Source organism: Paraburkholderia sp. J67 (genome assembly GCF_905220265.1).
Taxonomy (GTDB): Bacteria; Pseudomonadota; Gammaproteobacteria; order Burkholderiales; family Burkholderiaceae; genus Paraburkholderia.
The window spans coordinates 320,016-332,167 of record NZ_CAJMZK010000002.1 but is presented as its reverse complement, the minus strand read 5'-3'; the positions used below and the strand labels follow the sequence as shown (position 1 = coordinate 332,167).

The following is a 12,152-nucleotide window of genomic DNA, read 5'->3' as shown; positions in this document are numbered from 1 at the left end:
ATGGCAAAAGTGCTGATTACCGGTGCCGACGGGTTCACCGGTCATTATCTCTGCGCCCATCTCGAAGAGGCGGGCCATGAGGTGATCGGCGTGTCGAGGCAGCCGAAAAATTCGCGCTGGATCGCGGCCGATCTGCTGGATCGGCAGACGATCGCTCGCGTCGTCGCCGCTCACCGCCCTTCGGCAGTAGTGCATCTCGCTGCGATCCCCCACGTCGCGCACGGCGACATCGGTGAGTTGTATGCGGTCAACGTCGTGGGTACCCGTAATCTGCTAGCGGCGCTAGCGCAAGGCGATTATCGTCCTGACGCAGTGCTGCTCGCAAGCAGCGCCAACGTCTATGGCAACGCAGCGCAAGGAACGATCGACGAAAGCGTTGAACCGTTGCCCGTCAACGACTACGCAATCAGCAAACTCGCGGCTGAGCACGTCGCGCGCGTCTGGCAGGCGCATTTGCCCATTACAATCGTTCGCCCATTTAACTACACGGGCGTCGGTCAGCGCACGAGCTTTCTGCTGCCGAAGATCGTCGACCATTTCCGGCAGCGTGCGAATGAAATCGAACTCGGCAATCTGAATGTCGTTCGCGATTTTTCCGATGTGCGCGATATAACGCGGACCTATGCACACCTGCTCAAATCGGCGGTACCGGGGAAGACCTACAACGTGTGCTCCGGGACCGGACATTCGCTGCTCGATGTCATTCATCTCGTCCAGGATTTGAGTGGACACAAGCTGGAAATCAAGGTGAATCCAGCTTTCGTACGCAGCAACGAAGTCGCCAAGCTCGTAGGCTCGGCTCGTCTGCTACGTGACGATATTGGCGTAAATGGGCACACGCCGCTCAAGGAAACACTGCGTTGGATGCTCGAGAGCGAGCTATGAAGGTAGCGCTTGCAATAGATGCACTGGCACCGCCACTCACGGGGATCGGGCGCTATACGTGGGAACTTGCACAGCGTATGTACTGCTCCACGCAGTTCGACGATGTGTGTTTTTACGCTAATGGTATTTCCTACAAGGATCCTTCGAGCAAGTTGAACGAGGGAAAGCACAGTGCGCGTCTGCTGCCCGGCCGCGCCATTTCGAACTGGTGGGGTCGAAAGCAGGCGCGAGCCTGCATGCGCTCACACTTGTTTCACTCGCCCAATTACCTCCTGCCCAAGGGGGTAGAAAGCGGCGTCATCACCGTGCACGATCTCTCCGTATTCCGCTTTGCGCAATCACATCCGAAGGCGCGCGTCGAACAGTTCGAGCAGCAATTCAACTCGACGCTCGCACGCAGCCGTCACATCATCACCGATTCAGAAGCAATCCGTAGCGAGGTCGCGTCGTATTTCAACTGGCCAATTGAGCGTATCACTTCTGTGCCGCTCGGCGTTTCGCCTACCTTTCGCCAGCACGACGCAGCAGAGCTTTTGCCTGCGCTTGCCTCGCTGAGCCTGCGTGCCGGTCACTACGCTCTCTGCATTTCGACGCTTGAACCGCGCAAGCGTATCGACCGACTCATCGACGCCTACGCCGCTCTGCCGGCTCCGCTACGCTATCAATTCCCGCTGGTGATCGCGGGCGCAAGTGGTTGGCTGAGCGAAGGCATCATGGCGCGGATCCATGCGCTGAGCCCGCAAGGCTGGATCCGGTATATCGGTTTTGTTGACGAGGCGAGATTGCCAGCACTTTATGCCGGTGCGCGCGCATTCTTTTTTCCGTCGATCTATGAGGGCTTTGGCTTACCCGCAATCGAGGCGATGGCGAGCGGCGTACCAACGCTCACGACCGGCAACTCAGTTATGTCGGAAGTATGCGATGACGCCGCTTGGCTGACCAATCCCGACGATCACGATGCCCTGCGCAACGACATCGAACGGGTGCTGACCGACGATGAGTGGCGGGCGCGAGCCGTCAAGAAAGGTTTTGCGCGCGCCGCCCTTTATCACTGGGATACGTGCTTCGCTCGTACGCTCGATGTGTATCGCAGCATTCAGGACAACCCCACTACGCCCGGATACGGAAGTCTAGCGCTAAACACTGCCACGCACGACATAGTGCAGCGCTGAAACAGAGATGATGAGACGCTCCAAGCGCCCCTCCCAAGCCACCCGTACGCCGCCGCAAACAAGATCGCTCGCCGTGACACAGATTCTGCTCGATGTAACCCGATTGGCACGACGTCTTCACGAAGGACTACTGCCGACTGGCGTCGATCGTGTCGGGCTCGCTTATGTTGAGCAATACGCAGCCCGCGCACGAGCGGTATTCAGTTACGGTGGTTTTGCGGCGGTGCTCTCAGACGAAGATTCCCTGCGGATTTTCGACTTTTTGCTTACGCAACAGCGCAAGCGCTCATTCGTCGCCGCCAGCGTACTTCGTGGCTATGGAACGTCGGTTCTGCGCGAACGATTCGAGAATGCGTGTTTGTTGCATACAAGTCACAACGGCATGGAATACAGCCGTTTTTATGCGGCAATGGGCGCACGGGGTGTGCGCTCGGTATTCATGATTCACGACCTGATTCCGCTAACGCATGCGGAATACTGCCGCCCCGACGTTGACAAAGCACATCGTATCCGGATCGATACCGCCCTTGCGAATGCAGACGGGCTGATCGCCAATTCGTACGACACAGAACGCATGCTCGTGCAATACGCAGCCGAGAGAAAACTGCCGCTGCCGCCAGTCGCAGTCGCACCGCTTGCATCGGGGGTCGGCGGTCAAGCGTCGTATCCTCGTCTTTGCGACGCCCCCTATTTCGTGATGCTCGGGACAATCGAGCCTCGCAAGAATCACTGGTTCATGCTGCATATCTGGCGGCGGCTCGTCGAAGCGCACGGCAGTGCGGCGCCACGCCTCGTCATCATTGGCCGGCGCGGCTGGGAATGCGAAAACGCGATCGATATGCTCGAGCGTTGCGAAGCGTTACGTCAGCACGTCATCGAAGAAACTCATTGCGACGACGCCCGGCTACGCGCATGGCTGACACACGCCCGTGCGCTACTGTTTCCCAGTTTCGTAGAAGGTTACGGCATGCCGCTCGTGGAAGCACTAGAGATGCGGCTACCGGTCATAGCCAGCGAACTTGCAGTTTTTCGCGAGATCGCCGGTGATATTCCTGACTATCTAGATCCGTTGGATGGGCCTGGCTGGACAAGGCGTGTCCTAGACTACACGCTCGACGATTCGCCAGCCCGCGACCGGCAGATCGCGCGCATAGGTAATTTTCGTGCTCCTACCTGGTCCGAGCATTTCCTGCGCATCGATACCTTTTTGGCGACAATCGGCTGACATGCAGCAGAGGCAACAAGCCCTTCGCCCTTTCTCCACGCGTGTGACGTACGCGAATCGAGTCGGTTCGAATGCCACGGCACCCAGCCCGTTCCCTCCGCGTGGCGCGGGTCGCCCTCCACTCGCATGGTTTCGCGCATCGCTCAGGAGCAATGATGCAAGCATGATCGCTTCGACACTGCGAACAACGCTTGAGACATCGGTAAAGAAAATTGACGACGCGGAGATCGCGCGACTCATGCGCAGGACGCACGACCTCCACGCCCTTGATCCGCGCCACTGCGTGCCAAAGATCCCTCCGCAATTGCGTGCTTCGAACGGCGGTTTGCATGTACTCGTCATCGACGAACGTATAGTGCCCGGCAGATCGCGACGCGCAGGCAGAGCCTGTCGCAGTGCGTTCCGCGCCATGCTCAACACGGTCAGGCACACGCATCCCGGAGCAACGGTCTGGCTCGGCCGCTCCAATGGTGCAGTACGCGGAAGCTGGCTTTCCGAACAAGAAGCCAAATGGCTGCCAACCGGAATCGAACGTCTTGATGCCACGCATTCGCTGTGTGCGACGATCACTGCGGTCGATCACGTATATACGGTGGCGGCCCTCGAAGGTCTGCACGCACTGCTTGCCGGCGTGCCGCTCCATGTATTCGGCGGCCCTTACTATGCGGGGTGGGGACTCACGCACGACTCAAGCTCATTCCCTGATCGAACGGTGCGGCCCACCCTTGCGCAATTCTTCGCAGCCGTGTTCATGCATTGCACGGACTATATCGATCCGTTGACGCATACGCATGGCACGCTCAACTCACTGCTCGACAGCATCGCCTTGCAGCGCGATGTCGCCCACCGCTACCAGACCATCACGGAGCCGATCGGCGTGCAATTCCAGCGGTGGAAGCGGCCTTTCGCAACACCTTTTCTCGAGTCGGGGGGCGGCGCCGTGCGCTGGGATAACAGCAGTATGTCGATTGCGCCTCACGAGCAAGCAGTGTTCTGGGGCGCACGCAGCGCGCAAGGTCTAATGGGCGGCGTAACGCAGGTGCGTATCGAGGACGGCTTTCTGCATTCGTGGGGACTAGGCTCGGACATGCATGCGCCGCGGAGTCAGATCGTGGATCTGCGAGGACTGTACTTCGATCCGATGCAACCAAGCGATCTCACCGTCATTCTGAACGAGACCGATTTTGGCGACGCCGAGTTGCGCAGGGCCGCAGCATTGCGCGCGCAGATCGTCGAACTAGGACTCACGAAATACAACCTTGGCCGACGCGCACCGAATTGGCGCGCACCGGCGCACCGACGCATAGTCTTGGTGCCGGGTCAGGTCGCCGACGACGCCTCGATCCGCCTCGGCACACGCGGTATAACCACAGCGGAGGCGTTACTGCAAGCCGTGCGCGTCGCAAGACCAGATGCCTGGATCGTCTACAAGCCACACCCCGACGTGCTGTCGGGTAATCGGCGCGGGATGATCGATGCAGCCCGTTTCGCTGACGTAGTCGATATGCACGCGGATCTCATCTCGCTGATCGACGCCGCTGACGAAGTTCATACCCTCTCGTCGCTCTCAGGGTTCGAAGCCCTGCTACGCACCAAGAAGGTCTGCACCTATGGATTACCGTTCTACGCTGGCTGGGGCCTGACTGAGGACGCGCTGGCGCAACCGTGGCGCCAACGCGCCCTGACGCTCGACATGCTCGTCGCAGGAGCGTTATTGCACTACCCGCTCTACTGGGATTGGACCCTGAAGCTCTTCACTACGCCTGAGCGAATCGTGCGCGAACTCGCGCCTAGAGCAGGCCGCACTCTCATACCCGTTCGCAACGGCACAGCGAGAAGCATAGGTAAAGCCGCTCGCTGGACGCGCAACGTGCTCATGCACCTTGCGTCGCAAATCATGCACAGGTGACACATCATCAAGACACTCCTAGCGGAGTGCGCGCAAAGCGGAAATCAATGCAAACTCGACAATTAACAGGCGCTTTTTTTGGGGATAAAGACATGCAGATTCATCCAGTAGTACTTTGCGGCGGTAGCGGGACTCGCCTTTGGCCAATGTCCCGTGGTGGCTTTCCGAAACAGTATCTTCGCCTCAACGGCACGCAGACGCTCATGCAGCAGACCGTTCTGCGCCTGCGCGACGTCAAGGACGTTGCGAATCCGATCGTCATTTCGAACGCCGAGCAACGCTTTCTCGTCGCCGAACAATTGCGCGAGATTGACGTCGCGCCATCATCAATCGTGCTCGAACCCGTGGGCCGTAACACGGCACCTGCGATCGCCGTCGCCGCGATACTTGCGATCCGCCAAACTCCGGACGCGCTGCTGCTCGTGCTTCCATCTGACCACGTCATCGGAGATGAAATCGCGTTCGCCTCCGCCGTGCGCACCGCAGCGCAACTCGCTGCGGACCAGTACGTCGTTACGTTCGGCATAGAGCCGACAGAACCCAACACGGGGTATGGCTATATCCGGCGCGGTGTGCAGCTTGGCGCCGCAAACGCCTACGCGGTGGAGGCGTTTGTGGAAAAACCCGACGCGTCGACCGCACAGCGTTTTCTCAGCTCAGGCGGCTACGACTGGAACAGCGGGATGTTCATGCTGAAGGCATCGGTATATCTGGAAGAGCTGCGCATTCATGAGCCGGAAGTCGCTCAGCAAGCGGAGCTGTCGGTAGAACACGCTCAGCGCGATATCGATTTCCTTCGCCTCGACGCCGCGGCGTTTGCGGCTTGTCCGAACATCTCTGTGGACTTCGCCGTCATGGAGAAGACGAGCCGCGCAGCGGTAGTAGCGACAAGCGATCTTGGCTGGAGTGACATTGGCTCCTGGTCGGCGCTCGCGGACCTTGCGCAAACGAACGCTCAGGGCAATTCGATCATGGGCGACGTACTGACCGAATCAGTGGCCGATTCGTATATCCGCGCAGAACATCGCATGGTTGCGGCGATCGGTGTGCAGGATCTCGTCATTGTCGAAACGGCCGATGCGGTACTCGTCGCACATCGCGACAAGGCGCAAGACGTCAAGAAGATCGTCGAGCAACTGAATGCGTCCGGGCGCCACGAGTCGGTCACGCACCGCCGCGTTGTGCGTCCATGGGGCTCCTATGAAGGTATCGATCAAGGCGAGCGCTTTCAGGTCAAACGTATCGTCGTCAATCCAGGCGCGCAACTTAGCCTGCAAATGCACCACCATCGTGCAGAGCACTGGATCGTCGTCAACGGCACCGCGCTCGTGACGAACGGCGACGAGGAAATCCTGCTTTGCGAAAACCAATCGACTTACATCCCGCTTGGTATGAAGCATCGGCTGTTTAATCCCGGCAAGATCCCGCTCGAACTGATCGAAGTTCAGTCGGGTGCGTATCTCGGCGAGGACGACATCGTCCGCTTCGAAGACAACTACGGACGAGTATCGAAAGCCTGAAGGGAAACGAAAGGGCATTCAGGAAATCCGGGTGGAGGGACGCGCCGACACGGTAAACTACTGGTTTTGCGCACTGCGTCGAACCCGTAACCGCCCTTCACGCCCGTCACGTGTCCAATCCGTCTTTTGCCGACAGCTCATCGCCGCGCGCGGTCCCGTGTCTCCACGTCGCCCTCGTCTGCAACACCGCGTGGGCGATCTACACCTATCGCCGCGGTTTTCTACGTGCACTCACACAAAGCGGCGCACGCGTCAGCATCATCGCGCCGCGCGATCGCACCTTCGAGTCGCTCCAGCAAATGGGTTGTGAGTGCATCGACTTGCCGGTCGCCTCGAAAGGTACAAACCCACTGCACGATCTGCGCACGCTGCTCGCACTCTTCAAGCACTATCGCGCGCTCAAACCCAACGTCGTTTTCCACTACACAATCAAGCCGAATATCTACGGTTCGGTCGCCGCATGGCTTGCACGCGTGGCGTCGGTGGCGGTCACCACCGGTCTGGGCTACGTATTCATCCAGAAGAGCCGCGCCGCTCAGGTCGCCAAACGCCTTTACCGCTTCGCGTTCCGCTTTCCACGCGAAGTCTGGTTTCTCAATCGCGACGACGAAGCCGCCTTTCGCGAAGAGAACCTGCTCGTCCATCCCGAGCGCGCGCGCCTGTTGCATGGTGAAGGTGTCGATCTCGAAGACTTCGCCTTCACCCCGCTGGCCGAACGCAATGAGTTCGCCTTCGTGCTGATCGGCCGCTTGCTTTGGGACAAAGGCGTAGCCGAATACGTCGAAGCGGCGCGTCAGCTGCGCGCGCGCTATCCGCAGGCACGTTTCAAACTGCTCGGTCCGGTCGGCGTCGACAATCCCAGTGCGATCACCCGCGAGGAAGTCGCCGCGTGGGAGCGCGATGGCGTGATCGAGTATCTCGGCGAAACCGCCGATGTACGCCCCTTTATCGCCGACGCAGATTGCGTGGTCCTGCCCTCTTATCGCGAAGGCGTGCCGCGCACGCTGATGGAAGCCAGCGCGATGGGGCGTCCGATTGTGGCCACCAACGTGCCCGGCTGTCGCGAAGTCGTCGCCGATGGCGAAAACGGTTTGCTCTGCGAAGCGCGCGACGCGGCCTCGCTTACAGCGGCGCTCTCAAAAATGCTGGATATGCCCCCCATTGCGCGCGCGGAGATGGCCCGGCGGGGCCGAAAAAAAATCGAGAAAGAATTCGACGAACGCGTTGTGGTACAACGCTACCGGGACTTGATCCGGGAGTTGACCGGATCGACCTTCTAAATAGATCGAGAGCACACGGGAATACAGCATGGTAGCGACTCACTCCAAAGGCACGATCCTCGTCACGGGCGGCGCAGGCTTTATCGGCTCGCACACTTGCGTCGAGTTGCTCAATGGCGGCTACGACGTAGTTGTCGTCGACAATCTCGTCAACAGTCGTGAGGAGTCGCTGGCACGCGTCGAGCGGATCACGGGGAAGCCCGTCACGTTTTACAACGCCGATGTGCGCGACGCCAAGGCACTCACGCGCATCTTCGAGGCGCACAAGGTCACCGGTGTGATCCACTTCGCGGCGCTGAAGGCCGTCGGCGAGTCGGTCGCCAAGCCCATCGAGTACTACCGCAACAATCTCGACGGGCTGCTAGTCGTGCTCGATGTGATGCGCCAGCATGGCGTGAAGCAGTTCGTGTTCAGTTCGTCGGCAACGGTGTATGGCGTGCCCGAGCGCTCGCCCATCGACGAATCGTTCCCCCTTTCCGCGACCAATCCGTACGGTCAATCCAAGCTAATCGCCGAGCAGATCCTGCGCGATGTGGTGATCTCTGATCAGTCGTGGCGTATTGCCGTGCTGCGTTATTTCAATCCGGTGGGTGCGCATGAAAGCGGCCTGATCGGTGAAGATCCGGCCGGGATTCCGAACAATCTTATGCCGTTCGTCGCGCAAGTCGCAGTGGGCAAACTGGAGAAGCTGCGCGTGTTTGGCGGCGACTACCCCACGCCTGATGGTACGGGCGTGCGCGACTACATCCACGTAGTTGATCTGGCGCAGGGCCATCTGAAGGCGCTCGATGCGCTGGTCGCGCACGACGCGGGCTTCACGGTGAATCTCGGAACCGGTCGCGGCTATAGCGTACTGGAAGTCGTGAAGGCGTTCGAAGCGGCATCGGGACGTCCGGTGCCGTATGAAATCGTCGCGCGCCGCCCCGGCGATATCGCCGAGTGCTATGCGAACCCCACCACAGCTGAGAAGCTGATCGGCTGGAAGGCGCAATTCGGTATCGAGCGCATGTGCGTCGATCACTGGCGCTGGCAGGAAAACAATCCGCGGGGATTTGAATAACAGAGCGCGCAGGGAGCCTCGCAGGTCAGACTTTGAAAGGTAAGAGCCAGAGTGAAACCGTGTAGTGTCGGACAGGAGTGACATAATTTCGACATACCCAGCACCACTTAAAGGCATACCAATGAAGCGCATGAACATTCTCGTCAGTTCCACTCGTCAGTGGAACCCGGGAGATGAGTTCATCCGAAAGGGCGTCGAGAGGCTCCTGCACAGCATTCTGGGAAAAGGCCACAATTGGCTGCTCTGGAATCGCAACCCTGACCTCTTTATAGATCGTTGGGCCGATAGTCGGATGCGGACCGATTTTCTCACCAACTCTTTGCGCGATCCGGCTCTTGACGTGGTCGATCTGGTCGTCTTCGCCGGAACCCCTGAATGGCTGGGCCAGCCGGTTGAGCAGATTTACCGGCGTCTCTTGACGCAGCCGACCATTCCAGTACTGATTCTGGGAGCAGGCTCCGGCAGCACCATGCCGCAGCTTGCGCCGCACGAACTTGAAGTCCTCAACCGAAGCAACGTATTCATTAGTACGCGAAGCTTTGACCTCGCGGAATGTCTGAATGCGCAGCTCTCAACGCCGAAAGCCATCCCCCTGCCGTGCCCCGCGTTCTACAGCGCTAGCGAAAGCGACACCCAGCCTGAACGACGTCGCGTCGGCGTGATCGTCCAAAACTCGGCTGTGGTGAACCAGAGCATTGGCGAAGAACTCGTGCAGAGCCTGATCTCGGCGCTGCGGGATGCACAGGGCGAAATCGATCTCGACGTCATAAGTCTCTATATCGACGAGCATATGCGGTTCTCGCGGTTGGGTCTGACGCACCCTTGTGTCTACAGTTATGAGCCGGATCATTTGCTCGATCAGCTTGCGGGCTATTCGACCGTTATATCGACGCGACTGCATGGCGCAATTGCGGGACTCTCTGCGGGCGTCCCCTCGATTCTGCTTGCTGAAGAAGACAATTTCAGGCTGCGGAGCACGCAAAAGCTATTTGGCGACTTATTGCCAATTATTACAACCCAAGAGGCTTTCCGCGCTGTGTCCGAGATCTCCCTGGATGCAGCACGCCAACAATCGACTGCGATCCGCGCGTTCAGGACGAGCGCGTTTGAAGACATGAAACGTCGGGTAGGAGCGTTCCTCGCCGAGGCGCGCCCCGGCCGATAACAGCCTTCGCCTCCGGCAAGTTCCGCAGAGGCGGGTAATTCCGCATGGTGTTCTGAGCGAGCCAAATCGCCGAGTCGCGGCGCCCATTACGAGTTTTGCGTAATCCCCCGGCTCAACGGCGTAAGCTGGTTTGGAACATTGGATCTCCTTGCAGAAACACTTCTGCAGCAGCAAATTTGGCCCATTGCATGCGTCCAAAGGCGCCTCGCGTTTTGGCGCTTTCTCTATTACAGACACATAAGAATTATGAGCATTCTGAAGGCGATCCCCGTCGTTTCCGAATATTTCGCTTCCGATGATCAACGCAATTCTGATTCGTGGCGCTCCGGATTGCACTCCGGCAATATCGGTGACATCGTCTATGCGCTGCCGACGTGCCGCATGCTCGACATCAACCATCTGATTCTGAATGTCTGCGTTGACCCCGGGTTTGGCGGGCGAGTACTAACTGAGCAGTCGGCCAGGGCGCTTGTGCCGTTACTGTTCGCGCAAAAATTCATTCAACGCGTAACGATCATCAAATCCGGTGTCCCCTGGGAATTCGCCAACCCGGCCGACCTCGGCGTCGATTATATTCTGGACTCTTTCCGGGCCAGCTTCACCAATCCCCGACTGCACTTGCTGTATGCACATGCCACACCATTCAATCTGATGATCGATGGCGCAAAGCCGTGGATTACGACAGGCGTGGCAGCGGATGATGCAGATGCAAAGAAAAAGCCCTATATCGTCGTGGGATTAACGAGCCGCTATCGCCGGTTTGACCACTCGTACTATGAGTATCTCTTCCGCGACGTACCTGCAGATAGGGTGTTTTTCGTAGGTGTTGGGAGCGATCAAATCGAACGAAGGAACATTGGCGGGACAGTGTTTCAAACGGAAAGCTTTTTGGATCTAGCCAAACTTCTGGCGAATTCCGCTCTGTTCATCGGCAACCCATCGTTTGCCTATGCAATGGCGGAAGGACTCAAAGTCAACCGATTTGTCGAGGTGCCGGAGGAGAACAATGTTTATCCACTGGACGGCACAGGATCTCTCCTTCATATCACAGCCCCCGAAACTGTGCGTGCGAAGATTTTTGAAGCCTTGCAACTGGAGGATCACTCTCGCATTTCATGGGAAAACGCGCTACCCGATCGCCTGCTGGCAAATATGCCATCTACGCAGCTTTTCTTCGATACCGGCTCAGGATTCAACGAAATCGAATCGCTGCGCAAAACGGCATTCAGAGGCGCGCGCCGATATGTTTTCGAAGGTTTTCCACAGGACGAAGCCATTCGAGCATTTCGGTTCGATCCCATAGATGATCATACGATCGTTCGGATCAGCAGATTCCGGGTATCGAGCACAGCGGGCGACCAGGTTCTGGAAGCCACTCCGTTGAATGCCACGCATGTTGTCAATTCTGCGGAATGTTGTTTTACGCACAACGACCCGCAATTCATCGTGCAGGTGCCAAGCGAGCACCAGATCGGCCTGAAGAAAATCACAGTCGATATGGAGACTTTGGCGATCGGAGCAACCGAGGTAGTCAACCGGTTGTATCCTCAGCAATTTGAATTCTTGACGTCAGAAAGGAGCCAGCTAGTGACGGCCAGGAGCGAGATGATCCAGGAGTACGGACATCTCCTTTCGGAGCGGGATCAGTTGATGAACGACAAGGGCAAAACAGTCTCGGAGTTCCAACATTTGCTAACCAGACTGGACACGTTGATCGCTGAGCGAGAGCAACTGCGAGTCGAGCGGGATCAGTCGCTATCCGAACGTAACAGCATTTTGAAAAGCCGTTCGTGGCGCGCTACCGCCCCACTACGCCGGCTTATCCGAATATTTGCCGCCTGATGGCGCTTTTGCGCTCGTAAATCGCCGCGACGAGTCGGCGATCCGCACAGGCCTGCCCACGCCTGAACCCAGAGTCTGGCGCGGGCGATCGGCC

The 12,152-nt window shown here is 58.4% G+C and carries 9 protein-coding genes; all 9 read left to right on the top strand.

Annotated features, from left to right (window positions below):
• The gene (locus U5782_RS05415) at positions 1-885 is read left to right on the top strand and encodes an NAD-dependent epimerase/dehydratase family protein (protein WP_322042796.1); all 885 of its coding nucleotides are present in this window, start codon (positions 1-3) and stop codon (positions 883-885) included.
• A complete protein-coding gene (locus U5782_RS05410) occupies positions 882-2,057 on the top strand; it encodes a glycosyltransferase family 1 protein (protein ID WP_322042795.1) in 1,176 nt (391 codons plus the stop codon). Before U5782_RS05415 ends, U5782_RS05410 begins: the two co-directional genes overlap by 4 nt.
• Before the next feature lie 73 nt (positions 2,058-2,130).
• The gene (locus U5782_RS05405) at positions 2,131-3,282 is read left to right on the top strand and encodes a glycosyltransferase family 1 protein (RefSeq protein WP_322042794.1); all 1,152 of its coding nucleotides are present in this window, start codon (positions 2,131-2,133) and stop codon (positions 3,280-3,282) included.
• 163 nt (positions 3,283-3,445) lie between these two features.
• Positions 3,446-5,191 carry a capsular biosynthesis protein gene (locus tag U5782_RS05400; protein ID WP_322042793.1) on the top strand — a complete coding sequence of 582 codons (1,746 nt, stop codon included), beginning with the start codon at positions 3,446-3,448 and terminating at the stop codon, positions 5,189-5,191.
• A 92-nt stretch (positions 5,192-5,283) separates the two neighbouring features.
• Positions 5,284-6,711 (top strand): mannose-1-phosphate guanylyltransferase/mannose-6-phosphate isomerase, encoded by a 1,428-nt coding sequence (locus U5782_RS05395; RefSeq protein ID WP_322042792.1) that lies wholly within the window; start codon positions 5,284-5,286, stop codon positions 6,709-6,711.
• A 110-nt stretch (positions 6,712-6,821) separates the two neighbouring features.
• Positions 6,822-7,991 (top strand): glycosyltransferase family 4 protein, encoded by a 1,170-nt coding sequence (locus tag U5782_RS05390; protein ID WP_322042791.1) that lies wholly within the window; start codon positions 6,822-6,824, stop codon positions 7,989-7,991.
• Between the two features lie 28 nt (positions 7,992-8,019).
• Positions 8,020-9,051: a UDP-glucose 4-epimerase GalE gene (galE, locus tag U5782_RS05385; RefSeq protein ID WP_322042790.1), complete on the top strand. Its 1,032-nt coding sequence runs from the start codon at positions 8,020-8,022 to the stop codon at positions 9,049-9,051.
• Positions 9,052-9,181: 130 nt separating this feature from the next.
• Positions 9,182-10,216 carry a polysaccharide pyruvyl transferase family protein gene (locus tag U5782_RS05380; protein ID WP_322042789.1) on the top strand — a complete coding sequence of 345 codons (1,035 nt, stop codon included), beginning with the start codon at positions 9,182-9,184 and terminating at the stop codon, positions 10,214-10,216.
• A 246-nt stretch (positions 10,217-10,462) separates the two neighbouring features.
• The gene (locus tag U5782_RS05375) at positions 10,463-12,058 is read left to right on the top strand and encodes a hypothetical protein (RefSeq protein ID WP_322042788.1); all 1,596 of its coding nucleotides are present in this window, start codon (positions 10,463-10,465) and stop codon (positions 12,056-12,058) included.
• Positions 12,059-12,152 lie beyond the last annotated feature (94 nt).

Bases quoted from the DNA above. Each gene is read 5' to 3' on its own strand.
- U5782_RS05415 (WP_322042796.1), top strand. From the start codon at position 1: ATGGCAAAAGTGCTGATTACCGGTGCCGACGGGTTCACCGGTCATTAT.
- U5782_RS05410 (WP_322042795.1), top strand. From the start codon at position 882: ATGAAGGTAGCGCTTGCAATAGATGCACTGGCACCGCCACTCACGGGG.
- U5782_RS05400 (WP_322042793.1), top strand. From the start codon at position 3,446: ATGATCGCTTCGACACTGCGAACAACGCTTGAGACATCGGTAAAGAAA.
- U5782_RS05395 (WP_322042792.1), top strand. From the start codon at position 5,284: ATGCAGATTCATCCAGTAGTACTTTGCGGCGGTAGCGGGACTCGCCTT.
- galE (WP_322042790.1), top strand. From the start codon at position 8,020: ATGGTAGCGACTCACTCCAAAGGCACGATCCTCGTCACGGGCGGCGCA.
- U5782_RS05380 (WP_322042789.1), top strand. From the start codon at position 9,182: ATGAACATTCTCGTCAGTTCCACTCGTCAGTGGAACCCGGGAGATGAG.
- U5782_RS05375 (WP_322042788.1), top strand. From the start codon at position 10,463: ATGAGCATTCTGAAGGCGATCCCCGTCGTTTCCGAATATTTCGCTTCC.